25 protein-coding genes and 1 tRNA gene are annotated in these 23,058 nt (G+C 69.0%); 14 read left to right on the forward strand and 12 right to left on the reverse strand.

The annotated features are described in order from the left end of the window. Nucleotides 1–72: 72 nt before the first annotated feature. Together recR and DFO65_RS13520 are read right to left on the reverse strand one after the other, a co-directional pair. Entirely contained in the window at nucleotides 73–678 is a 606-nt protein-coding gene (gene recR, locus DFO65_RS13515; protein ID WP_113904969.1) for a recombination mediator RecR, read from the reverse strand. After that, nucleotides 675–3,869 (reverse strand): DNA polymerase III subunit gamma and tau, encoded by a 3,195-nt coding sequence (locus tag DFO65_RS13520; RefSeq protein ID WP_113904970.1) that lies wholly within the window; start codon nucleotides 3,867–3,869, stop codon nucleotides 675–677. The genes recR and DFO65_RS13520 overlap by 4 nt, the downstream gene beginning before the upstream one ends. A 160-nt stretch (nucleotides 3,870–4,029) precedes the next feature. Between DFO65_RS13520 and DFO65_RS13525 the strand changes: the two genes are divergently transcribed. The 7 genes from DFO65_RS13525 to DFO65_RS13560 all read left to right on the forward strand — a co-directional run bounded on the left by DFO65_RS13525 (nucleotide 4,030) and on the right by DFO65_RS13560 (nucleotide 9,096). After that, nucleotides 4,030–4,716, forward strand: coding sequence for a DUF1707 SHOCT-like domain-containing protein (locus DFO65_RS13525; RefSeq protein ID WP_113904971.1), 687 nt, complete (start codon nucleotides 4,030–4,032; stop codon nucleotides 4,714–4,716). Next, entirely contained in the window at nucleotides 4,716–4,985 is a 270-nt protein-coding gene (locus DFO65_RS13530) for a hypothetical protein (protein ID WP_113904972.1), read from the forward strand. The genes DFO65_RS13525 and DFO65_RS13530 overlap by 1 nt, the downstream gene beginning before the upstream one ends. A 137-nt stretch (nucleotides 4,986–5,122) precedes the next feature. Then, nucleotides 5,123–5,737, forward strand: a complete 615-nt coding sequence (locus DFO65_RS13535; RefSeq protein ID WP_113904973.1) for a DUF4178 domain-containing protein — start codon at nucleotides 5,123–5,125, stop codon at nucleotides 5,735–5,737. Further along, nucleotides 5,737–6,369: a DUF2617 family protein gene (locus DFO65_RS13540; protein WP_113904974.1), complete on the forward strand. Its 633-nt coding sequence runs from the start codon at nucleotides 5,737–5,739 to the stop codon at nucleotides 6,367–6,369. Before DFO65_RS13535 ends, DFO65_RS13540 begins: the two co-directional genes overlap by 1 nt. Next, nucleotides 6,366–6,950 carry a hypothetical protein gene (locus DFO65_RS17120; RefSeq protein ID WP_181778732.1) on the forward strand — a complete coding sequence of 195 codons (585 nt, stop codon included), beginning with the start codon at nucleotides 6,366–6,368 and terminating at the stop codon, nucleotides 6,948–6,950. The genes DFO65_RS13540 and DFO65_RS17120 overlap by 4 nt, the downstream gene beginning before the upstream one ends. A gap of 53 nt (nucleotides 6,951–7,003) precedes the next feature. Beyond that, nucleotides 7,004–7,429, forward strand: a complete 426-nt coding sequence (locus DFO65_RS13555) for a DUF350 domain-containing protein (RefSeq protein ID WP_113904975.1) — start codon at nucleotides 7,004–7,006, stop codon at nucleotides 7,427–7,429. Between the two features lie 23 nt (nucleotides 7,430–7,452). Continuing rightward, the gene (locus DFO65_RS13560) at nucleotides 7,453–9,096 is read left to right on the forward strand and encodes a polyamine aminopropyltransferase (RefSeq protein ID WP_245940773.1); all 1,644 of its coding nucleotides are present in this window, start codon (nucleotides 7,453–7,455) and stop codon (nucleotides 9,094–9,096) included. Between the two features lie 2 nt (nucleotides 9,097–9,098). On the opposite strand, the gene DFO65_RS13565 is transcribed toward DFO65_RS13560, so the two are convergent. The 3 genes from DFO65_RS13565 to DFO65_RS13575 all read right to left on the reverse strand — a co-directional run bounded on the left by DFO65_RS13565 (nucleotide 9,099) and on the right by DFO65_RS13575 (nucleotide 11,252). Further along, a complete protein-coding gene (locus tag DFO65_RS13565) occupies nucleotides 9,099–9,527 on the reverse strand; it encodes a DUF4190 domain-containing protein (protein WP_113904976.1) in 429 nt (142 codons plus the stop codon). Nucleotides 9,528–9,657: 130 nt separating this feature from the next. Then, nucleotides 9,658–10,269, reverse strand: coding sequence for a TIGR03085 family metal-binding protein (locus DFO65_RS13570; protein WP_113904977.1), 612 nt, complete (start codon nucleotides 10,267–10,269; stop codon nucleotides 9,658–9,660). Next, the gene (locus DFO65_RS13575) at nucleotides 10,266–11,252 is read right to left on the reverse strand and encodes a Sir2 family NAD-dependent protein deacetylase (protein WP_113904978.1); all 987 of its coding nucleotides are present in this window, start codon (nucleotides 11,250–11,252) and stop codon (nucleotides 10,266–10,268) included. The genes DFO65_RS13570 and DFO65_RS13575 overlap by 4 nt, the downstream gene beginning before the upstream one ends. Before the next feature lie 127 nt (nucleotides 11,253–11,379). Between DFO65_RS13575 and DFO65_RS13580 the strand changes: the two genes are divergently transcribed. Together DFO65_RS13580 and DFO65_RS13585 are read left to right on the forward strand one after the other, a co-directional pair. Next, complete coding sequence (locus tag DFO65_RS13580; RefSeq protein WP_113904979.1) at nucleotides 11,380–11,799, forward strand: hypothetical protein; 420 nt, start codon at nucleotides 11,380–11,382, stop codon at nucleotides 11,797–11,799. Continuing rightward, nucleotides 11,796–12,161, forward strand: coding sequence for a winged helix-turn-helix domain-containing protein (locus tag DFO65_RS13585; RefSeq protein ID WP_245940775.1), 366 nt, complete (start codon nucleotides 11,796–11,798; stop codon nucleotides 12,159–12,161). The genes DFO65_RS13580 and DFO65_RS13585 overlap by 4 nt, the downstream gene beginning before the upstream one ends. A 6-nt stretch (nucleotides 12,162–12,167) precedes the next feature. Here the strand turns inward: DFO65_RS13585 and DFO65_RS13590 are convergent, their stop codons facing one another. The 3 genes from DFO65_RS13590 to DFO65_RS13600 all read right to left on the reverse strand — a co-directional run bounded on the left by DFO65_RS13590 (nucleotide 12,168) and on the right by DFO65_RS13600 (nucleotide 14,569). Further along, nucleotides 12,168–12,863 (reverse strand): DNA alkylation repair protein, encoded by a 696-nt coding sequence (locus DFO65_RS13590; RefSeq protein WP_113904980.1) that lies wholly within the window; start codon nucleotides 12,861–12,863, stop codon nucleotides 12,168–12,170. A gap of 15 nt (nucleotides 12,864–12,878) precedes the next feature. Next, entirely contained in the window at nucleotides 12,879–14,051 is a 1,173-nt protein-coding gene (locus tag DFO65_RS13595; protein ID WP_220151298.1) for an RNA polymerase sigma factor, read from the reverse strand. Nucleotides 14,052–14,161: 110 nt separating this feature from the next. Next, complete coding sequence (locus tag DFO65_RS13600; protein ID WP_113904981.1) at nucleotides 14,162–14,569, reverse strand: YciI family protein; 408 nt, start codon at nucleotides 14,567–14,569, stop codon at nucleotides 14,162–14,164. A gap of 477 nt (nucleotides 14,570–15,046) precedes the next feature. On the opposite strand from DFO65_RS13600, the gene DFO65_RS13605 reads away from it, so the two are divergent. The 3 genes from DFO65_RS13605 (at nucleotide 15,047) to DFO65_RS13615 (ending at nucleotide 17,101) form a co-directional block, all read left to right on the forward strand. Continuing rightward, nucleotides 15,047–15,655, forward strand: coding sequence for a hypothetical protein (locus tag DFO65_RS13605; RefSeq protein WP_113904982.1), 609 nt, complete (start codon nucleotides 15,047–15,049; stop codon nucleotides 15,653–15,655). Between the two features lie 231 nt (nucleotides 15,656–15,886). Further along, complete coding sequence (locus DFO65_RS13610) at nucleotides 15,887–16,324, forward strand: iron chaperone (RefSeq protein WP_113904983.1); 438 nt, start codon at nucleotides 15,887–15,889, stop codon at nucleotides 16,322–16,324. 243 nt (nucleotides 16,325–16,567) lie between these two features. Further along, a complete protein-coding gene (locus tag DFO65_RS13615; protein ID WP_113904984.1) occupies nucleotides 16,568–17,101 on the forward strand; it encodes a type 1 glutamine amidotransferase domain-containing protein in 534 nt (177 codons plus the stop codon). 526 nt (nucleotides 17,102–17,627) lie between these two features. Here the strand turns inward: DFO65_RS13615 and DFO65_RS13620 are convergent. Beyond that, nucleotides 17,628–17,715: transfer RNA gene (locus DFO65_RS13620), tRNA-Ser, on the reverse strand. A gap of 343 nt (nucleotides 17,716–18,058) precedes the next feature. Here DFO65_RS13620 and DFO65_RS13625 point away from each other — a divergent pair. Continuing rightward, nucleotides 18,059–18,484, forward strand: coding sequence for a YciI family protein (locus DFO65_RS13625; protein WP_113905046.1), 426 nt, complete (start codon nucleotides 18,059–18,061; stop codon nucleotides 18,482–18,484). After that, nucleotides 18,451–19,857 (forward strand): RNA polymerase sigma factor, encoded by a 1,407-nt coding sequence (locus tag DFO65_RS13630; RefSeq protein ID WP_113904985.1) that lies wholly within the window; start codon nucleotides 18,451–18,453, stop codon nucleotides 19,855–19,857. Before DFO65_RS13625 ends, DFO65_RS13630 begins: the two co-directional genes overlap by 34 nt. Nucleotides 19,858–19,992: 135 nt before the next feature. Here the strand turns inward: DFO65_RS13630 and DFO65_RS13635 are convergent, their stop codons facing one another. From DFO65_RS13635 to DFO65_RS13645, 3 genes are read right to left on the reverse strand one after another with little or no spacing between them, the layout of a single operon-like run. After that, nucleotides 19,993–21,195 (reverse strand): ABC transporter permease, encoded by a 1,203-nt coding sequence (locus DFO65_RS13635; RefSeq protein ID WP_113904986.1) that lies wholly within the window; start codon nucleotides 21,193–21,195, stop codon nucleotides 19,993–19,995. After that, nucleotides 21,192–21,947, reverse strand: a complete 756-nt coding sequence (locus DFO65_RS13640) for an ABC transporter ATP-binding protein (RefSeq protein WP_113904987.1) — start codon at nucleotides 21,945–21,947, stop codon at nucleotides 21,192–21,194. Before DFO65_RS13640 ends, DFO65_RS13635 begins: the two co-directional genes overlap by 4 nt. A 2-nt stretch (nucleotides 21,948–21,949) precedes the next feature. Further along, nucleotides 21,950–23,035, reverse strand: coding sequence for an efflux RND transporter periplasmic adaptor subunit (locus tag DFO65_RS13645; protein WP_113904988.1), 1,086 nt, complete (start codon nucleotides 23,033–23,035; stop codon nucleotides 21,950–21,952). Between the last annotated feature and the right edge of the window lie 23 nt (nucleotides 23,036–23,058).

The following is a 23,058-nucleotide window of genomic DNA, read 5'->3' on the forward strand; positions in this document are numbered from 1 at the left end:
CCCCACCATTGTAGGAGGTGGACATCACGTGGACGCCAGGTGCCCGTCATTCAGACAGGTGCGGGTGCGATCTCACTCCATTTCACGGCGGCCCGAGAACGCCCGGCCGAGCGTGACCTCGTCGGCATACTCGAGGTCGCCGCCGACGGGCAGGCCGGAGGCCAGGCGGGTGACCGTCACACCCAAGGAGTGGAGCAGGCGCACGAGGTAGGTCGCGGTCGCCTCTCCCTCGAGGTTCGGGTCGGTCGCGATGACGCATTCCTTGACCTCACTGTCCTGCAGCCTGGGCAGCAGCTCCTTGATCCGGAGGTTGTCGGGCCCGACACCGGCCATCGGGTCGATCGCTCCGCCGAGCACGTGGTAGAGACCGCGGTACTCCCGCGTGCGCTCGATGGCCACGACGTCCTTCGGCTCCTCGACGACGCAGATCATCGAGCGATCGCGGCGCGGATCCTGGCAGACGGTGCACTCGGACTCCTCCGAGACGTTCCCGCAGATGTCGCAGAAGCGCACCCGCTTCTTGACGTTGGTCAGCGCCTGCGCCAGGGCAGTGACCTCGCTCGACTCCGACTGGAGGATATGGAACGCCAGCCGCTGGGCCGACTTCGGCCCGATCCCCGGGAGCTTGCCGAACTCCTCGACCAGATCCTGCAGGGCACCTTCATAGACCGCGCTCATACTTCTCTTTCATCGATGATCTCGCCGCCGAGGACTCGGGCGATGACGGCGACGCCGATCTGCGGCGCCTCTGACACGTCGAGATCCGTCTCCGGATCGTACTCGTCCTCGTCGCTGCCGGTCGACTGCGGCTGCCCGCCGCCCGCGGTCGCCAGCGCCGTGGGCGATGACGGGCCGCCCCCGAACGACTGGACCGGAGACACGGGGGCATCGGCTCCGTACCGTTGGGCGATCGCCGCGAACCGTGATGTGAATGGCTTGCCGGTCCCCGAGGACTGCGGACCGGCCGCCGACGATCCACTCTGGGCACGGCCGACGGCCTCACCCGGTCCCGTCGGTCCTCCGGCCTCGGTGCCGAAGTCGGCGCTCGGATCCCCATAGGCGCCGAGGTAGTCGAGGTCGTCGTCCTCGGGCGGTGGAACGACGAGCGCATCCACCTCAACGGCTCCGGTCCCGGCGCTCGTCGGGTCGCTCGCGGCAGGCGGCGGACCGTCGTGCCACACGGGCTCCTCCCACCGAGGCTGGGCGTATTCCATCGGAGGCTCCGGTTCGGCGGCAGTCGCCGGCGCCGAGGTGGACTCGGGTGGCGTGGACGCGTCGTTCTCGGGAGCGCTGGTTGAGACAACGGTGTTCGCGGACGCACCGATCCCCGGAGCACCGTCTGCAGGCGCGGCAGTCGCCGCGGCCCCGGACGGCATCGCGAAATCGTCGTCCGAGAGGTCGGGCACCACGATGTCCGGCTCCTCGCCGGGCTCGTCCGCACGCGTCTGCTGGTCAGTCGCCGGTGCGGTGGGGACGGGTTCCCTCGATGGTTCGCCCTCCTCGTCGTCGGTCGACCAGGGGCCCTGCGCGGAGTCGTTCGTCTCCCAGAACCTCTCATGATCGACCTGCGGTTTGTCCACTTCGCGCGGACCGACGACCGCTGCGACCTCCTGCGGACTCGGGCGACGGTGACTGTTCCCGGGACCGCGGTTGCCGGTGAAGTCGTCGGGAGCCTGACCCGGGGCGCCGCCTCCCGGGGACACCGGGTGATCGCCGCCCGCATCGCCGAGTCCAGTGCCGCCCGGAAGCTTCCCGACGTCACCGATGTCGATCCTCGCCTGGATCCCGAGCACATCGTTGATCGCCATCGACAGCTTCGCGGCGTGATCACGCTGCTGGAATCCCTGGACCGATCCCGAGTTGTTGAAGCCGAGGAAGAGCACGCCGTGTGCGAAGGACTGTGGGATCGCATTCGCGGCGATGATCGCACGCGTGAGTCGGCTGCGCTTCTCGACCGCTGCGAGAATGCTCGGCCAGGCGCGGCGGATCGCTTCGATCTCGCCGCCGATGCCGTCACCGGGACCTGCCGGAGCGGACTCTCCAGCCGGCTCCGGTCGGCTCGCAGGCTGCGGAGATCCCGGCTGGCCGGTGCCCTGTCCGGCATCCCCGGTCCGGGCCGCCGGCTGCGGCGCCTCCTGCCGCTGGCGCGGAGGCTCCTGCGACTGACGGACAGGCTCCGACCGCTGAGGTGGAACGTCCCCGGGGCCCTGGTCCTGCCACTGCCGGGATGGCTCCGACTGCGGACGCGGCTGAGACGACTGAGTAGGGGTGTCTTCGGGCCGCTGGTCCTGCGCGGGCCGCTGGACCTGCACGGGCCGCTGATCCTGCCGTGGTTGCTGGGACTGCCCGCCCTGCGCGGGCCGCTCTCCTTGCGGAGGTCGCTGACCCTGCGCGGGCTGCTGGGGTTCCTGCAGCATCGATTCCGCTGCCGCGGCCATCGCGGTCAGCTCGTCGATGTCATCGGTGCTCGGTCCGCCCAGCCTCGACGAAGTCGATCGCGGGGGCGAGTCCTGCGCGGTCGCCTGTCCTGCGGGCGGCTGCGCGGGATCCTGCCTGGTTCCGCTGCCCCCGGCATCGGAATCCTGAGGCCCCCTCGGTGCAGCTCCCCCGGCGGCACCACTCGCCCCGGGCGCCCGTCGGGAGTCGCCGCTCACCTCGGCCGGGCCCGGTGCGGCAGGTGGCACAGTAGCCGCGACCCCCGTCGCCGACATTCCGATCCGGCGCTCCATCCGCTCGACCCTGCTGAGCACGGCGTCGCGGCTGCGACCCGAGGCCGGCAGCAGGATCCGGGCGCAGATGAGCTCGAGCTGCAGCCTCGGCGAGGTCGCTCCCGACATCTCCGTCAGTCCCTGGTTGAGCAGATCGGCGGCCCGCGAGAGCTCGGCCTGACCGAAGCCGCGCGCCTGCAGCGTCAGCCGCTCGAGACGGTCCGGCGGCACCTCGGGCAGGAAGGCATGGGCGGCTTCGGGAGCGGCGTGGATGACGATGAGGTCGCGCATCCGCTCGAGCAGATCCTCGACGAAGCGGCGCGGATCCTGACCGGACTCGATGACCCGGTCGACGGCACGGTAGACACCGGCGCCGTCGCCGGCGGAGAACGCGTCGACGATGTCGCTGAGCAGGGAGTCCGGCGTGTAGCCGAGCAGCGCGATCGCGGTCGCATAGTCGACGCCGTTGGGCCCGGAGCCGGCGATGAGCTGGTCGAGGACGGAGAGGGTGTCGCGCACGGAACCACCGCCGGCGCGCACGACGAGCGGCAGCACACCCTTGGCCACCTGCACGTTCTCCCGCCGGCAGAGTTCATCGAGGTAGTTGCCCAGGGCCTCCGGCGGCACCAGCCGGAAGGGATAGTGGTGCGTCCGCGATCGGATCGTGCCGATGACCTTCTCGGGCTCGGTCGTGGCGAAGACGAACTTGATGTGCGGCGGCGGCTCCTCGACGATCTTGAGCAGGGCGTTGAACCCCTGTGAGGTGACCATGTGCGCCTCGTCGAGGATGAACACCTTGAACCGGTCCCGGGCAGGAGCGTAGACCGCCCGCTCACGCAGGTCACGGGCGTCGTCGACACCGTTGTGGCTGGCCGCGTCGATCTCCACGACATCGAGCGATCCGGGGCCGCCGTTGGCCAGATCGCGACAGCTGGGGCATTCGCCGCACGGAACCGGGGTGGGGCCCTTCTCGCAGTTGAGACAGCGTGCCAGGATCCTCGCCGAGGTGGTCTTTCCGCACCCGCGAGGTCCCGAGAAGAGGTAGGCGTGGTTGATGCGGCCGCGCTCGATGGCGGCCTTGAGCGGATCGGTCACATGCTCTTGGCCGATGACCTCGTCGAAGGTCTCTGGACGGTATCTTCTGTACAGTGCGGTGGACACGGGACCAGCCTACTGCCAAGCCCTGACACGGCGCATCGGCCGTGGTCCGCGCTCCCCCGGCGCACTCCGCGACGGTCCACCGCTCCCGCTTCGGCCCTCCGATTCCGGCCGGACCGTCCCGCCATTGTGAGCGGTGGCGACGATCAGGCACGATAGGTTCATGAGCGCATCCATCCCCGACCCTGCGGCCAACGATCCGGCCAGGACCTTCCGGATCGGCCATCGGGAGCGCGACGAGGCGATCGAGGTCCTCCGGCAGGCGGCCGGTGACGGACGGATCACCGTCGAGGAGCTCGACGAGCGGATGGAGAAGGTGCAGGCCGCCAAGTACCCCGTGGATCTCGACGAGGTGCTCGCCGACCTCACCCCCGACCTGCCCTCCCACCGCTTCCGGCGTGCTCTGCCCGGCGGCCGGGCGGGCACGGGTTCGGCGCTCTCCCCTGCCCGCCCGCCGGTCGAGGAGGAGGGGTGGGATCGGCGTGACCCGCTGGTCCTCCGCGCCACCTGGGAGAACGTCACCCGCCGGGGCCGATGGCGCGTGCCTCCCTTCATCCGCTGCGAACCCGCGGCGTCGAACATCGAGCTCAACTTCCTCGAGGTCGCCACGGACCTGCCCGAGATCACCGTCGAGGTCAGCCCCGGGGTGGGCAATGTCATCGTCGTGGTCCCCGACGGCTGGGGCGTCGACGTCGACCGCCTCGGACATTCGTGGGGCTCGGTGAAGACGGTCGTCAACGCCCTCCCCGACGGCACCCACCCGCTCATCCGGCTCGAAGGGTCCATCGGGATGGGCACCTTCAAGGCCCGCTTCGCCAACTACTTCGACCGCCGACGACTGGAGAGGTGATGGAGCCCGGACTCGGTGCCGTCATCTTCCTCACCCTCTGCATCATCGGCATTGTCAGCCTCGGCTTCTTCCTCGTCCATCGGGTGATGACGAAACCCGGTTCCCACATCGGCGCCCGCCTCCCCCGCGACGACTCGGGCGACTCCGGCGGCTCCGATGCCGACCGCCCCGACGCCATCGGTCCCGGACCGACGCCCGATCGGACACCGGCCGAGACACCACCACCCGACGATGACGACGGAGACGACGAGCCCGGACCGCGCCCCTGAACCCACCTCGGCGCCCCAATGGGCGTCACAGAACGGTCGCAATGTCCGGGTTCGAGCATCTGAACTGCAGAAATCCGGCGATCGAGCGGTTAAGGTGAGGGTGGCATCCGCCGACAGCCGAAGCGAAGAAGGCAGACGTGTTCGACAACATCCTCATCCTGATCGCGGTGTTCGCGATCGTCGTCCTCGTGACCGTGCTCATCATGCGCATGCGGGCCAAGAAGAAGCAGGACGCCGCCGAGTCCCAGGCGCCGCGCCGTCCGGCCGACCCGTTCGCCGCGGATCAGAACACCGGCGGCGACCCGATGAAGATCAAGGCCGGCGACCTCCTCGAGTTCGGCAACGAGAAGTACTTCGTCCGCGGCACGCTGCGCATCTCGGAGGGGGGCTACGAGTGGGCCGAGCACTTCTACCAGGCCGACCAGTCCGCCGAACGGCAGTGGCTCACCGTCGAGAAGGACCCCGACGTCCAGGTCTCGAGGTGGCGTGACCGACCCGAGCTCGACATCGAGCCGACCGCCAAGACGATCACGGTCGACGGCGTCGAGTACAGGCTCGTCGAGCACGGCACCGCCTCCTACCGCTCCGAGGGCACCACCGGCCTCAACGAGCACGGCGGGGTCGACTACGTCGACTACGAATCCGATGACCACCGGCTGCTCGCGTTCGAACGCTTCGACCACGGCCGCTGGGAAGTGAGCACGGGAGAGACCATCCCCGTCGGCTCCTTCACCATCTACTCCGGCAGCTGATGCACGCATCCCCGCTCACTCCCCCGCTCCTCGAGGTGCCGGCCCTGGACATCGGCTTCACCGACACCTCGGCGGATCAGCTGCGCTTCTCGCTGCACCATCCCCGTCTCACCCCGCTGGCCAGCGAGCTCATCGACCTCCCCACTGAGGATGCGGACTCCGTCGCGCTCCGCCTCGAACTCCACGTCATCGGCAGCTCCCACCAGGTGGTCCTCGGCAGGGACGGGACCGACGCCTTCGTCGAGACCTTCGCCTGCCTCGGCGCGGGTGCCGAGGGAACGGTCCACCACCCCGCGTGGGACCGGACCTCGGTCACGCACGGGAACTGGGCGGGGTTCACGCGGCACGAGTTCCGCTGCACCCGCCGGCTGGTGCCCGGGGGCTTCGGGTCCGCCGTCGCCGAGGTGCTCCGCCGTGCCCGCGACGCCGAGAGCCACGTCGCGGTCGGGTTCCCCGGGGACCCGCACGCGATCACGGCGTTGGCGACGAGGCCGGGACGTCCCGGGGAGCTCTCCTGGCAGACCTGGCACTGCTACCCCCAGCACCGGCAGATCGTGCACAGCACCAGTCGGCTGTGCACGGGCGGGCGCGCCGACTCCGACGACACCGAGATGAATGGCGGGCGATCATGAGCCACGGACCGAACGTCTCCATGGGTGGAGGCTCTTTCGACTTCGACAAGGAGAACCGCCCCGGCTCGGGCGCCGGACCAGGTGGACCGGGGCCGAACGGCCCTGGATCGAACGGGCCGGGCAGTTCCGGCGGCTTCGGACCAGGCGGACCCGGATCGAACGGGCCGGGCGGCTCCGGCGGCTTCGGACCGGGCGGACCGGGCAGCTCCGGTGGATTCGGATCCGGCGCGAGCGGCTCGGGCAGGCGCAAGCGGAAGTTCGGATGCGGCACGCTCGTGGGGATCGTCGTCCTCCTCGTCGTCCTCGCCTTCGTCTTCCAGAGCTGCTCGAATCGCTCGTCGGCCGCGGCGAACTGCGGGGACTACGACCTCGTCGACGGCAAGTACGTCTCCGCCCCTGACCGGGGCGACTACGAACGCGCAGGTGACGGCTACGAGTATGTCGGCTGCAACACCTCCCGCTCGGGCGGGGGCGGATTCTTCTTCTTCCCGTTCTTCTTCGGCGGCGGCTCGAGCGGTTCGGGTTCGAACTACGGAGACGGCTCCGGCTTCCGCGGCGGTGGCCCGGGCAGCGGGAAGTGACCGCAGAAGACCACGATCGCGCAACCACCACATCGGCACCGTGAAAGGCAGTCATGTTGATCTCACTCCTCCTCGAATCGGGGATCGTCCTCTCCTACGCACTCAGCGGCCTGGTGCTCATGCTCATCGGGTACTTCGTCGTCGATCTCCTCACCCCCGGCAAGCTCCACGTCCTCCTCTGGGAGCAGCGATCGAAGAACGCGGCGGTCCTCGTCGCCTCGGACCTCCTCGCCGTGGCGATCATCGTCATCGCCGCGATCAGAGCCAGCGCCGATGACCTCGCCCTGGGCATCATCTCGACCCTCGTCTTCGGCCTCATCGGCATCGTCCTCATGGGGCTGAGCTTCCTCCTCATCAATGCCCTGACCCCCGGCACGAGCGGTGACCTCGTCCACTCCGACCGCCTCCACCCCGAGGTGTGGGTCAACGCCTCGGCTCACATCGGCATCGCCGGGATCATGGCCGCCGCCCTCCTTTGAGCTCCGATCCGACACCTCCCGATGTGAGCACCATCCCCGGGGCGCGGACCGAGCCCACCGCCGCACCCGCGTCGTCCCTGCCGCTGGCGCCGGGACCCGCCCGGTTCTTCGTCATGCTGGCCGTGTTCATCTGCGCCAGCTGCGGAATGGTCTATGAGCTGGCGCTCGTCGCGCTCGGCTCCTACCTCCTCGGCGATACCATCGTCCAGGCCTCCATCGTCCTGGCCGTCATGGTGTTCGCGATGGGCATCGGCTCGCTCGCGACGAAGCGGCTGACCGGGTTCGCGGCCTTCGCCTTCGCCCTCATCGAGGCGGCGCTGGGCATCATCGGCGGGCTCTCGGTCATCCTGCTCTACCTCGCGTTCGCGTTCGCCGACGTCTACACCGTCGCCATGGTCGCCCTCGCGTTCGTCATCGGCGCCCTCATCGGCGCCGAGATCCCCCTGCTCATGGAGCTCGTGCAGAGGATCCGCGCGCAGAAGGCATCGAGCGCGGTCGCCGACCTCTTCGCCGCCGACTACGTCGGAGGGCTCGTCGGCGGACTGGCCTTCCCGTTCGTCCTGCTGCCGGTCCTCGGACTGCCGCGCGGGGCCCTGGCCGTGGGCATCACCAACACCGTCGTCGGCGTCCTCATCGTCCTCTGGCTCTTCCGGGCTCAGCTGCGCTTCCGCATCCAGGCGCTTCTCGCGGCCCTCCTCGTGCTCATCGTCGGCTTCCTCACCGTCGTCTGGGTCTTCACCGACGACATCGAGATGACGACCCGGCAGCGCCTCTACCGGGACCCGATCGTGCTCAGTGAGCGCACCGACTATCAGGAGATCGTGCTCACCCGGCATCCCACGACCCACGACACCCGGCTCTACCTCAACGGCGACCTGCAGTTCGCCTCGGCGGACGAGTACCGCTACCACGAATCGCTCGTGCACCCGCTGATGAGTGGGGATCGGGGCAACGTCCTCGTCCTCGGCGGTGGGGATGGCCTGGCCGTGCGCGAGGTCCTCAAGTACCCCGACGTCGAGTCGGTGACCGTCGTCGACCTCGATCCCCGAGTCGTCGACCTGGCGACCACGTCCGCTCTCTTCACCGACTTCAATGACGGGTCGTTCGCCGATCCGCGGGTGACGACGATCGCCGCGGACGCGTTCACGTGGCTGCGGGAGACCGAGCACGTCGCCTACGACGCGATCATCGCCGACCTGCCCGACCCCGACGACGTCGCGACCTCGAAGCTCTACAGCATCGAGTTCTACGGACTCATCAGGCAGGTGATGGCGCCGGACGCCCGACTCGTCGTCCAGGCCGGGTCCCCGTACTTCGCCCCTGAGGCCTACTGGGGCATCGGGGAGGCCGTCGCCGAGGCGGGGCTGGCGACGACCCCCTATCATGTCGATGTCCCGAGTTTCGGCGACTGGGGGTACTTCCTCGCGACACCCGGGGCCGGAGGGGTCCGAGGTGCCGGACGCGGGTCGGATGCCGGGGATGGTCCCCCGGTCACCCTGCCCGCGGATGCCCCGGAGGACCTGAGGTTCGCCACCGCCGAGGTGCTCGCCGCCTCGGTGACGTTTCCGCCCGATAGGGCTCGGGAGTCCGTCGACCGGGTCGAGGCCTCGACCCTGCTCCACCCCCGAGTCCTCGACCAGGAGCGCGGAGCCTGGGTCGGGTACTGAGCTCAGGCGGAGAGCAGGCCGAACAGGCCGGCGAAGGCACCGATCGAGATCCCGAGCAGAGCGCCGAGCGCGGCGAGGGAGACGAAGACGATGCCGAGGATGAATCCCCACTTGCCCATCTCGTTGTCGGCGAAGCCCGCCTGACGAGAGCTGTTGCGCGCCATCCAGCCGGTGATGATGCCGACGATGGGACCGAGGACGGAGAATCCGAGGAAGGTCGAGAGTGTGGCGACGAGCGAGACGATCCCGAGAACGCGGCCGGGGTCATCGGCGGCTCGGCCCGGGGCCGCGGGATGGGAGCGGGGCGGGAGCGGTTCGCTGTGGATCTGCTGGTCGTACCGGAACTGCTGGTCGTCTCCGAACTGCCGGCTGTCACCGGCGAGCCGCGCGTCGTGGGAATAGGGGGCCTGCTGGTCATGGCGCTGGTTCATCGTGGTTCCTTTCGAGGGGTGCGCTCGCACCCATGCGCGAGCTGTTGACACCAGCCTAGGAACCGCGCAGCGGCGCGAGAATGCCCTTAACCCTCCATCCGGTTGGGGTTTTCCCCACGGAACCGCGGAGTCAGCCGTCCTGCCTGACGTCGACGAGGGCGTGCGAGCGCCGGCCCATGAGGTAGAGGAGGATCTCCACCGGTTCGCCGGTGACGACCGTGGCCGCGGGTCCGCGGCCATCGCCTCGGCGACCTCCCCCGGCGCTGAGCGTGCCGAACCCGGGGCTGACGATCTCGATCCGGGTCGGGGACTTCGCGGCGAAGGGAACGAGCGCCAGCCGGCACTGGGACCACACGTCCCGGTTCTCCGCGACGGAGAGACGCCTGGGGAACCACTCGTCCTCGGCCCGCCGGATGTCCTCGTGGTGGACGAGGAACTCGGTCGTGTTCATGAGCTTCTGCACCCCGGGCCAGGCGCCGGGATTCCACCGCGGCGGTGAAGCGACGAGGCCGAGGAGCGTCGAGTACGGCATCGACGCATAGGCCTGCTCCTGGTCCTCCCTCTTCTCGGAGAAGGCGTCGGAGAAGATCCCGAGGGCGGCGACGGGATGGCGTTCGCGGATGACGAGGTGAGTCGCCAGATCACGGGTGGTCCAGCCGGCGCAGAGTGTGGGGGCGTCCTCACCGGCTCGGCGAGCCGCGGAGACCAGGCGCAATCGTTCTGTTCGTGCCAAGCTGCTCATATGCGGATCTTCTCATTGTCGTCTTGGATTCGTCTGAGTGCGCCGGCGGATCCGACCCGGTCCGCCCAGAGCTCGACGACGTCCGCGACGCGGGAGACGGACCGGTAGTCGGCGAGGTCATCGCCCCGCGTCGGACCGTCGGTGACGATGACGACCGGCTTGCCCTCCTTGACCGCCGTACGGACGAACCGCAGCCCGGAGAGCACCGCGAGCGAACTGCCGAGGACCACGAGACCGCAAGCCGCCTCGGCGATCCGGTTGGCCTCCGCCACCCTGGCCGCGGGCACCGAGTCGCCGAAGTACACGACATCGGGTTTGAGGATGCCGCCGCAGCGCGGGCAGTCGACGACCCTGAAGTGGGCCGTCTCCTCGAGCTCGACGTCGCCGTCCGGCGCAGTCTCGGGGTCGATCGTGTCGAGGCCGGCGGTCTCGACGAAGCCGGGGTTGGCCGCGGTCAGCCGCTCCTGCACCCAGTCGCGGTCGTAGAGGGTGCGGCAGTCGAGGCAGATGACGCGGTCGAGGCTTCCGTGGAGGTCGACGACGGGCGAGGCACCCGTCACCGCCGCGGCGGCGGACTGGTGCAGGCCGTCGACGTTCTGGGTGATGATCCCGGTGACGGGCAGGCGGGCGAGCGCGAGGTGGCCGGCGTTCGGGCGGGAGCGGAGCATCCGCGGCCAGCCGACCCACGATCGCGCCCAGTAGCGGGCGCGCTGCGCGGGGTGGGAGAGGAACGTCTGGATCGTCATCGGCCTGCGCGGCTGGGCGTCGGGCCCGCGGTAGTCGGGGATCCCGGAATCCGTGCTCATCCCGGCTCCGGTGAGCACCGCCCACCCGGAGACGGGCACCGCGCGGTGCATCGGGGGCCCGGAACCGGCGGTGCTCGTGGCCGGCGCCAGCCCTGTGAGGACGTCGACGATCTCGGCATCCGAGTGGCTGGGACCGGGTCGCTGCCGGCCCCGGAGCGGATCGACGATGACTGCCATGGACTCCCCCTTCGCTGTCGCCTCCTGCCGTCACTCCACTCTAATCGGGAGTCGAGGACGCCGGCCCTTTCCACTTTGGAAAGTATTTGCTAGATTGAGCGGTACTTCCACCGATGAAGGAGTCGCCATGACCACGCCCACTCCGCAGGAAGCCGCGGATCTCCTCTCCCACATCGACTCGGCCCGGTCCCGAGCCCGAGTCCATGACTCGTGGCCACTGGTCACGATGCTCTTCGTCCTCAGCGCCGGTCTCTCGGTGGGGCTCATCGGGATCGGCGTCGTCGAGGACTCGACCTCGGGCCTCCTCATCCTCGGCGCCGGACTCGCGTGGCTGGTCCCGGCGCTGGTCGTCTACCTCGTCACGGCTCTGAGCTGGAGCTCCCGGTCGACGTTCCTGCTCGCCACCTGGTTGCCGATCGTGGTCCTCGCGTTCCTCGTCGGGGCGCTCGGGGATTCCTTCGCTCCGGGATCCTGGCTGCCGTTCGGCGCAGCGGCGCTCATCTGGGTCGCCGCTCCGGTCCTCGCCCTCGTGGGCCTGCGCCGGTGAGCGCGATCGACCCCGAGGCGGCCGGGGGCACCCAGACCGGCGCACGCGAGGAGCAGACGCTGCCCCACCTCGGCGATTCCCTCGCACGCCTCGAGACCGAGCTGGGCAATCCCACTCGGCTCGGGCTGGTGGCGAGCCTGAGGAACCGGGACCGGGCGGAGTTCAAGCTCCTGCGGGACTCGCTCGGGGTCTCCGACTCCGTGCTCTCGAGGCACATCTCCACCCTCGAGTCCGCCGGCCTCGTCGCCGTGCGGAAGGGATATGTGGGCAAGCGTCCCCGCACCTGGGTCTCGATCACCGCGGAGGGACGTCGGCGTCTCGAGAGCCATGTGCGGGCGCTGCGGGAGCTGGCGGGCGATTAGCCCCGCTCACTGCTGTTCGTTGCGGCGAACGATCTCCGTGATCCAGATCGGGGCGAACGGAGACGTGCAGCCGGGTGGAGTCGGATAGTCCTTGAGCACCCCGAGCCGCTCCCCGATCGCCAGCGCCCGCTCACGCAGGTCCGGGTTCTCGATGCCGATGTAGGCCAGCGTCTCGTTCATCGCCCACTGCAGCCGCTCGGGCGCGTCCTTCAACTGGGCGTCGATGACATCGAGCAGGCCGGGCAGATCGAGGCCCTCGGGCTTCCTGTTCACGCGCTCGCTCGTGAGCACCCACCCGGCTGAGGCGACGACGGGATCGGGGTCGTCCATCCACCTCTCCCTGAGCGCCTCGGCGTGAGGCGACTTCTTGACGATGTAGTTGACGAGCCACGCCTGGGCCTTCGGGCCCCGGGCCTCCCTGAGCATGGCATCGAGGCGGTCCGCGTCGTGGGCGCGCGGGCGCATGATGAGCGCGGCGACGAGCTGGGCGGCGGTGTCCCCGGTGGCCCACAGCTCGACGGCGAGGTCGTCGTTCTTCTTCAGCTCCTTGGCGAGCGCGCGCAGCTTGGTGAGGTTCACCCCGTGTTCGTCGCCGTGCCGCTCGTTGATCGCCCGGGCCTTCGGGTCCTCGAGTGCGGCGAGCGCGGCCATCACTCCGGCGACGGTGGCGTTCTTCGGGTCATTCGCGGTGGTCGTTGCCATGAGTCGAGCTTCCTGTCAGTGATCCGGCGGTGTGTCGATCCTACTGCGGCAGCTGTTGAGGCGGGCGGCCTGGCGCATGAGATGATGGCGCTCGGCTGAGTTCGTCGCCTTGTCGGCGGCCCGGACGTAGAGCCGCGCGGCGGCCTCGACGTCGCCCGCCCTCTCCCGCAGGTGCGCCTCGGCGGCGCAGTACCGCGGCAGGTTCCCATCGAGGTCCGCGAGCTCGGCGAGCCCGGTCAGAGGGCCGTCGGCCTCCCCGACGGCGACGGCTCGATTGAGTCTGACCACCGGGGAGTCGGTGAGGGCCAGGAGCTCGTCGTACCATTCGACGATCTGCGTCCAGTCCGTCTCCTCGACGCAGGGGGCGTCGGCGTGCAGGGCCGCGATCGCCGCCTGGGCCTGGAACTCGCCGAGGTCGTCCCGGGCGAGCGCGGACTGCAGGATCGCCACCCCCTCGGCGATCTTCACGGTGTCCCACAGGGAGCGGTCCTGCTCGGCCAGTGGGATCAGTCGTCCGTCGACGGCGAACCGGGCGGGCCGGCGCGCGTGATGGATGAGCATGAGGGCGAGCAGTCCCGCCACCTCGGCGTGGTTCGCCATCTGCCGCAGCTGCCGGGTCAGGCGGATCGCCTCGGCGGCAAGGTCGATATCGCCCGAATACCCCTCGTTGAACACGAGGTAGAGCACCCGGAGGACGGAGCCGAGATCGCCGCCCCGGTTGAGGCGCCTGCCCGACAGGGTGCGCTTGGCCCTGCTGATGCGCTGGGCCATCGTCGCCTCGGGGACGAGATAGGCCTCGGCGATCTGCCGGGTGGTCAGCCCGCCCACCGCGCGCAGGGTCAGGGCGATCGCCGAGGAGGGGCTCAGTGCCGGGTGCGCGCAGAGGAAGTAGAGCTGGAGGGTGTCGTCCTCCGCGGCCGGCGCGGGTCCCGCCTCGGCGAGGAGTCCGCTGCGCTCCTCCCGTTTCGCACGGGCCGTCTCCGACCGGACGAGGTCGAGGAACTTCCGCCAGGCGACGGTGACCAGCCAGCCCTTGGGGTCACGGGGTAGGTCGTGCGTCCAGGCGGTGAGCGATTCGACGAGCGCCTCCTGGACAGCATCCTCCGCCGTCGAGAAGTCGGCGCCTCGGCGGCAGAGGATGCTGATGACTGCGGGAACGAGGTCGCGCAGCTGCTCGTCGTCGATCATTCGATGCTCACTGGTCGAAGTGCACTGGCCGGCGTGCGCCGGTCGGGGCGCTCCGGTCGTCGTCGGCTGGTGGACGTCCACAACGGTGCCGGTCAGTTCGCGCGATTCGGTCAGTTCGTGACGTTGGGCGGGGCCTCGAGGAACGGCCGCAGTTCGAGCCATTCGTGGATCGGCTTCCCGTCCTTTCCGGGGGCGGCGGAGAGCTCCGCGGCGAGCTCGAGCGCACGCTCGTAGGTGTCGACGTCGATCGCCATCCATCCCGCGATGAGATCCTTCGTCTCCGGGAACGGGCCGTCGGTGACCGGCGGCTTGCCCTCTCCGTCGAAGCGGACGAAGGTGCCCTCGGGGGCGAGCGCCTGCGCGTCGACGAATTCCCCGCTCTCCTTGAGCCTGTCGGCGAAGTCGTTCATGTACTGCACGTGCGCGGTGACCTCCTCGGGGCTCCACTGATCCATCGGGACGAAGCCCTCGGGCATGGGGGCGCCGCGGTAGTGCTTGAGCATGAGGTACTTGGTCATGATCGTCTCCTATTCGTGAGGGCCGGCCCGCTCGGGCTCGGCCGGTGTCTGTCGCTGACACCCCTGGGACGGAGCCGCGACGAGAGTTTCGACATCCTCGGCGGAACTTTTCCTCAGAATATTCCTCGGCCCCGCCTCGGCGGCGGACGACGTGCGCTTCCACGGCGAACACTCAGCAGTCGGGGCCGTGACGATGGCGCGCCCCGGGTGCGACCGACAACCTCGGTGACGTTCGTGCGGTCTCAGCGTCCGAGGACCGAACGAAGTCCACACAGTTCGTCGCGGCTGCCGGCATTCGTCGCAGCTGCCGGGGCGGACCGGATGGGCGGTCGTGGAGACCGGGGAGAAGCGCGGGAGTAAGCGGCATGTGGCCGAACGGACACAGGCGTCGCAATATGCGCACGCGTTTCGCCGTTCGCGGTCCTGAGCCGCTGAGATGCTGGAATCACAGTCAGTACGGAATCAGAAGGAGAGCCCATGCTCGTCGGAAGCAGGACCACAGCCATCGTCGCGATCGCGGCCGCACTCACGCTCGGCGGGTGCGGAACGTCGTGGGGTCAGGCCGGCGGCGAGGACGCCTCGAACGCCCGCGAGACCCGGTCGCCCGCTCCCACGCCGGGGGATGCCGGCGCGGAATCCGACGCCGGCTCGTCGCCCCACGATCCCCATGCCGAGTCGGGGGCGGGCTCGACCCCGGAGGAGCAGGGCGCGGACGCCGATGGGGCCTCACCCGATTCAGGAGGCGACCCCGACGATCTGTGGGCGGACAAGGCGAAGACCCGCTCTTGGGCCAGCGATGCGTCGATCGACGTCGACGCCGACGGCAACGGCAGCATCCCTGCGGCGGCTCTCGAGGCAGACCTCGTCGACCTGTTCGCGAACAAGTTCGGCCTCAAGGTCAAGGAGGCCAAGTGCGACCAGGACATGGAGGTGAGGAACTGGGAGGGGTTCGAGTCATGCGATGTCGTCGCCGAGGACATGACGTACTTCGGCACCGTCGAACTCGTCGATCACAAGGACGCCATGATCGAATACGAGGTGATGTTCCCCGGCATCGACGAGAAGGACCTCGACCTCGGCGGCTGACGCCGCTCAGCCCGCGCGGGCTCACCGCTGAGCCGGTGCGAAGTCGCCTCGAATCGAGCAGGAATCGAGAAGTTCTCGTCGCCCCTCCAGACATAACCTGGTCATGACCACTTCACGACGAGAGTCGTGACACTGTCCCGACCGTCGAGGTCCGGTTCCGATTGAGCCCGGACCCGGTTCCCCCGGCAGTCGAGACTGTTGAGATGATCGAGGAATTCGAGGAGAAGCGCCATGTCAGACACCACCACCGGATTCAGCGCCGAGGAACGCGCTGCGATGAGACAGCGGGCCGAGGAGCTGCGCTCGACGAAGGGCCTCAAGGGCGCGGCCAAGCTCGCCCGGGAGCTCGAGGCCTGCGTCAAGGCGATCGACTCCCTCAGCGGCACGGACCAGGCCGTCGCCATCGAACTGCACAAGATCGTCACCGAAGAGGCCCCGGACCTCAACCCGAAGACGATGTACGGCTTCCCCGCCTACGCCCGGGACGGCAAGGTGGTGGTCTTCTATCAGCCCGCGGAGAAGTTCGACACCCGCTACGGCGCCGTCTCGTTCGAGGACCTCGCGCACCTCGACGACGGTGACATGTGGCCGGTGTCGTTCGCGGTCGTCGACATGACGGATGCCGTCAGCGCGCGCCTCCGCGAACTCGTCCGCAAGGCAGTGGGCTGAGCCGGACGGACTCGTCCGGGCCGGCCTTGGGCTGAGCCGGACGGACTCGTCCGGGCCGGCCTTGGGCTGCGCGGGTCGGACTCGTCCGGGCCGGCCTTGGGCTGAGCCGGACGGACTCGTCCGGTCGGCGACGAGCCGGGCGGCGGCGTCGGTGATGCAACGGGTGCCGTGGTCCGTCGGAATTTTGCCGGGGGCTCCCGTGCTGTGCTGGACGACAGCTGCACCCACTGAGAAGGAGGAAGCATGGCAGTCTCCGACAAGAAGGTCGCCCTCGTGCTCACCAAGGGAGTCGAACAGGTCGAGCTGACCAAGCCGCGCGAAGCACTGGAGAAGGCCGGCGCCTCGACGACCCTGATCTCACCGTCGGAAGGCACGCTCCAGGCGATGAACGGCGATTGGCAGCACGCCGATGTCTTCGATGTCGACCTCCCGGTCTCCCAGGCGAAGGCCGGCGACTACGATGCCCTCGTCCTGCCCGGCGGAACCCTCAATGCGGACTCCCTGCGTCTCGACGAGAACGCCGTGGCGCTGGTCAAGGACTTCTTCGCCGCGAACAAGACCGTCGCCGCTATCTGCCACGGGCCGTGGATCCTCGCCGAGGCGGACGTCGTCAGGGGACGGACGATGACCTCGTACAAGTCCCTGCAGACCGACCTCCGCAACGCCGGTGCCGACTGGGTCGATTCCGAGGTCGTCGTCGACGGCAACCTCATCACGTCCCGCAATCCCGGTGACCTGGATGCCTTCACCAAGGCACTGCTCGACGCACTGAGCTGAGTTCTCGGTTAGCACGGCAGAGAACGTTCACGCACCGGCGGTCGAAGGGCTCTCAGGCGAGTTCCGACGCAGCCAGGGCACGACGGCGCTCCTTCCGAACGCCAGACGGCCTTCAAAAGGAGCGTTGTCTTCACCTGCCGGGCCGTGAGCTCCACTTGCAGCGGAGAAGCGCCGAGGAGTTCTATCCAGGGGCCCCGATGAGTGGGCTGAGGAGGCCTGTGAGGTAGTTGAAATCGCGCGATACCCCGCCCCGGGATCGAAAAGGGCACGAGATTCGATCCCAATCTGGGGTATCGCGCACTTTCAACTGCTTCGTCCTGGGTCATGACCGGTCGCTGCGCTGAAGCGCTCGATGAATCGAGGCACCGGCCCTGATGTCCCCCGCGCGTGGGTCCCCCGCACCATGTCCGCTAACCCTGGGAGCGGGTCTCCCGCACCATGTCCGCAGCCCCGTGAGTGGGAGTTCCACGCCAGGTACCGAAGGAGCCCCTCACCCGAATCGCTCGAGGTGAGGGGCTCCTTCATGTGGCGGAGGATAGGGGATTCGAACCCCTGAGGGCGTTAACCCAACCCGCGTTCCAGGCGAGCGCCATAGGCCACTAGGCGAATCCTCCGCAGATCAGCCTACCTGTCCTGCGACCGCAATGTGAAATCCGGACGTCGGAGTGTGAACCACTCCACACTTCTGAGCGCAACCCCTGTCCGCCAAGGCGTCTGCTCCAGCCCGCCTCGCTCTGCTGCGTCGAGATTCCTCTGCCCCGAGACGCCCTCGGCGCCGTTGCTCCGAAGCGGCACGGCTCCGCGACACTGCCGCGCCGAGATGCCGAAACTGATCCTCGTCGAAACTTTTCCGAGTTTTCCTCTCCGATGTGTCGATCCGGAATAGTCTTGTTCGATGTAGTGCATGAGAGGGTCTCGACCGAGGCCTTCGCCCACCGATACGACACAGGAGTCATCATGAAATACATGCTCATCATGCGCGCAGTCGACCAGGCCGCAGTGGATTCGTACGAACAGCTCGACTTCGACGAGGTCATCGCCGCCATGGGCAAATACAACGAGTCGATGGTCAACGCCGGAGTCCTCGCCGACGGTGCGGGGCTCTCCGACGCCTCCGAAGGCGCCGTCGTCGACTTCAGCGAGGACGATCCGGTCGTCACCGACGGCCCCTACGGTGAGCTCCGTGAGCTCTTCAACGGATTCTGGATCGTCGACGTGTCCTCCAAGGAGGAGGCGATCGAATGGGCCAAGCGGGCACCGCTGGGACCCGGATCCCAGATCGAGGTCCGCAGGGTCACCGGCCCCGAGGACTTCCCCCAGGACAACGAGTGGATCCAGAAGGAACAGGAATGGATCGCCGAAGGGAAGCTCGCGGGCAATTGACCCCTCCCTCTCAAGGTGAGCCCGGCAGCCAGGATCCGGCTGTCGGGCTCTCGGCCGACGCCGAGGCGGTTCCACCGCACCCTGCACCAGCTCCGGACACCTCACCCCAGCGCCCCGACGCCGAGGCGGTGCGCCGGACCGTCGAGGCGACGTGGCGGATCGAGGCCGCGAAGATCATCGCCGCACTGAGCCGCTATGTCGGCGACTTCGGCCTCGCCGAGGACCTGGCGCAGGAGGCCGTCACCGACGCGCTCTGCCAATGGCCGGAATCCGGGGTCCCGTCGAATCCGGCGGCATGGCTGACCACAGTCGCCAAACGACGAGCGATCGACTCGTGGCGGCGCCGGGAGCGCCTCGACGAACGGGTGGCGATGATCACCTCGGAACTCGAGATCTCCCAGAAGTCCACCGCCGACGAACTGCCGTGGGATCCGGACGTCATCGACGACGACGTCCTGCGCCTCGTCTTCATCTCCTGCCATCCGGTCCTCAATCGGGAAGCGCAGCTGGCCCTCACCCTCCGGGTCGTCGGCGGCCTCACGAGCGAGCAGATCGCCCGGGCGTTCCTCGTCCCTGTGTCAACCGTGCAGCAGCGGATCGTCCGGGCGAAGAAGAAGCTCGCTGCCGCCGGCGTCCCCTTCGAGCTCCCACCCGCGAACGAGCGCTCCCAACGGCTGGCCGGGGTCCTCGGGGTCCTCTATCTCCTGTTCTCCGAAGGCCATGTCGCGACCTCGGGTCCCGACTGGATGCGGCCCGAACTGGCCATGGACGCGCTGCGGCTGACCCGCGTGACCGCCGCTCTCATGCCCAGGGAGCCCGAGGTCCATGGGCTCGTCGCACTGATGGCCCTCACCGCTTCCCGCTTTCCCTCTCGGGTCCGCGCGGACGGCCGACCGATCCTCCTCGGCGACCAGGACAGGTCCCGGTGGGACCGGTCGATCATCCGCCTCGGCGAGCGGTCGCTGCGCACTGCACTGACGCTGCGGGAGGCACGCGGCGCCTACACGATCCAGGCGCAGATCGCGGCCGTCCACGCGGCGGCGACGAGCGTCGACTCGACGGACTGGACGAGGATCGCCGCCCTCTACGCCGATCTCGGCCGGGCCGCCCCCTCTCCGATCACGGACCTCAACCGCGCGATCGCCGTCGCCGAGGCCGACAGTCCCGATGCGGGTCTGCGCCTCGTCGACGAGCTCGCCGCCTCGGGCGTCCTCGCGAAGCTCCACCTCATCCCCAGCGTGCGCGGTGAGCTCCTCTCCCGCCTGGGGCGCCTCGAGGAGGCCCGGGCCGAATTCGATCGAGCCGCGCGGCTCGCGACGAACGAACGCGAACGCGATGTGCTCCTGGAGAAGGCGCGGCGGCCGGCGACCTGAGCGGAAGCAGGCGGCCCTCGGAGGACGCGGCGTCCGACGACCTGGGCGGAAGTCGGCGGCGGACCACGGAGGACGCGGGGTCTGAACGGGACGCAACCGACCCCGGAGCAGTTCGGCGGGCCGGTGCCTGCCGCCTCAGGCCCGGATGGCGTCGATGATCCTCACCCGGGTCGCGACGATCGCCGGGACCAGACCGGCCAGCGCCCCGACCCCGATCGAGACGAGCAGGCCGACGATCACCGCGATGAACGGAACCTGGGGCGGTGTGCTCATCCCCTCGAACACCACCGACAAGACGAACGGGGCCTTGAGGACGAGGACGGCGATGAGCACCCCGACGGCACCGGCGACGGTGGTCGCGACGACGCTCTCCATCATCACCGAGAAGAAGATCCGCGCACTCGTCGCCCCGAACGACCGGCGGATGCCGATCTCCCGGATCCGCTGCTGGATCGTCACGAGCGAGATGTTGAGCAGCCCGAGCATGCCCATGAAGAGGATGAGGACGCTGATGACGAGCAGGACGTTCTGCACCGGTCCCAGGCTCTCCCCCATGTCGGCGGCGAAGTCGGATCGGAAGGACTCGACGTCCGCGTCGGGCAGCTGCCGTTCGAGGTCGTTCGTCACCTGCGCGCCGAGCTCGGAGGCCGACTCCGGGGGCAGCCACATCTCGAAGTCGGTGGGACTCGTGATCCCCGAGCCGAACCGGGACGCGTGCTCGCTGAGCACGTAGATGCTGCCGAATTCGGCGTAGGCCGGCGATTCGACGGCACCGATGACGGTGCCCTTGAGGCTGCCGGGGCCCGGCAGCTCGATCGTCGCGGGAAGCTGTGCCGGGTCGATTCCGTATTCGTCGAGGACGATCGTCTCCGCGACTACCGGCGGTGACAGGTTCTCCCGGTCGGCTTCCGTGAACCAGCGCCCGTGATCCGGTTCGAGCCTGCGCATGACGTCGAAGCTGGGATCGACGACGAGCATCGAGGCATCGATCGTGCCCGTCGGCCCCGGCAGGGACGCCTCGTTCTGCCCATACGCGGAGTAGTAGGAGATGCCGAATCGTTCGGTGGTGGTCTCGAGGGCGGATCGGATCCTCACCGCGTCGGACTCGGTGACGGTTCCGTCCTGGCTGAGGATGGAGAAGGTGTACGTGGTGTCGCGACCGCCCTGCTTCTCGAACTCATCGGTCAGGCCCTTCTTCATCATGTCCCCGAACCCGACGACCAGGGTCAGTGCGCAGACGGCGACACCGACTCCGATGAGCGACATGAGGACGCGCACCTTGTGCACGCGCAGCTCCTGCCAGGCCTCGACGATGGAGGCGAGGAACCCGGTGATCATGAGCGATCTCCCGCAGCCGCCTCGGCGGGAGGGGCGATGGCCGCGAGCACCTCGGGGGTGACCCCTGCGGTGATCGGGTGCAGCTCACCCCGGTGGAGGGAGAACCGGCGCGAGGCCATGTTGGCGATGCTGAGGTCGTGGGTGATGGTGATGAGCGCGCTCCCGGACTCGCGGGTGATCCCGTCGAGGATGCCCATCACCTGCTGGCCCGTCTCGACGTCGAGGGCTCCGGTGGGCTCGTCGGCGAGCACCAGTCGCGGGATGCGCACGAGCGCCCGCGCGATCGCCACGCGCTGCTGCTCACCGCCGGAGAGCCGGTTGGGCTTCATGTCCAGACGGTCACCGAGGCCCAGTCGATCGAGCATCTCGGTCGCCAGCTGCCTCCGATCGCGGAACTCCCGGCCCGATCCGTACATGAGGGGCGCCTCGACGTTCTCGAGCGCCGTGCGTCCCGGCAGGAGGTTGAACTGCTGGAACACGAAGCCGATCTGGCGTCCGCGGATCCGCGCGGCCGTGCTCCGCGGGATCTGCTGCACGGGGGTGCCGTCGAAGTCCATCTCACCGGTCGTCGGCGCATCGAGGAGGCCGAGGATGTTGAGCAGGGTCGATTTCCCGGTGCCGGAGCGCCCGACGATGCCGATGTGCTCACCGGCACCGACCTCGAGGTTGATGTCGGCGAGGATCGTGAGGATGCGCCCTTCGCCGATCGGCACGGACCGGGAGACGTGACGCAGGGACAGGAGCGTCTCCATGCTCAGAACCCGCCGCCTTCGACGTACCCGACGCCCATGTCGCCCTCGGCGTCCATCTCCGCGTCCTCGGGCTCGGTGCCGGGGACGAACTCCTCGATCTCCTCGCCCTCCTCCAGGCCCTTCTTCACCTCGACCATCGAACCGTCGTTGAGTCCGACCTCGATCTCGCGCTCGCTCGATGCCCCCGTCTCGTCGATGACCCACACCGTGCCCGACCCGGTGAGACCGCGCACCGCGGTGACGGGAACGACGATGGCGTCCTCGACGGATCCCGCATCGACCTCCATGGTCAGCGCGAGGTTGTTGTAGACCGTCACCTCCGAGGGGATCGTGCAGGTCAGCTGCGGCCCATCGGCCGAGTCCCCACCGCCCTCGGCGGGTGCGGGCGGTTCCTCACCCTCGGCGGGAGCGTCGGCGGGGGTGTCGGAGACGGAACCGTGGCCCTGGTCGAGGCGCAGCTTCTCGCAGTCGAAGGGCTTGGGCCCGTCGGTGATCGTGATCCGGGCGGTCTTCGGCAGTTCGGGGATCCGGTAGAGGTCGGCGGGCTCGATGGCGGCCTGCGCCGTGAACGAGCGCTTGAGCAGCTCGGTCACCTCGGTGTCGGCGGACACGACGTCTCCGAGTTCGACCCGGAGGTCGCCGACCGTGCCGTCGGCCGGTGCCACGACCGTGTGGTAGCGGGGCCGTGGGGCGGCTCCGGGGTCCACGCCGCCGGATTCCGCGTCCGCGTCCGCCTCGTCGGCACCGGCAGGCGCCTCGGCGGCGGAGTCGGAGACGACCTGGAAGAGCTTCGCGCCTTCGAGCACCTCGTCGCCGGGTTCGGCGAAGAAGTGGTTGACCGTGCCATCGTGCTTGGCCTTGACCGCGGTCGGAGCGTCGACGGCGATCGTGCCGGTGAGCTCGAGGGTGTTCGCGATGCTGCCGCGCTCGGCCATGATCACCGCGGCACCGGGGGTCCCGGTGGCGTCGAGATCGTCGAAGGAGTCGCTGTCCGCGGGCTTGAAGGCGATCCAGGCGAGGAGCGCGGCGATGACGACGAGCACGACGAGGAAGGCGATGGGCAGGATGACGCGGCGGAAGACGTTCATGGTTCCTCGTGGGGAGCGGGGAT

The organism is Brevibacterium sanguinis (genome assembly GCF_003315415.1).
Classification (GTDB): domain Bacteria; phylum Actinomycetota; class Actinomycetes; order Actinomycetales; family Brevibacteriaceae; genus Brevibacterium; species Brevibacterium celere_A.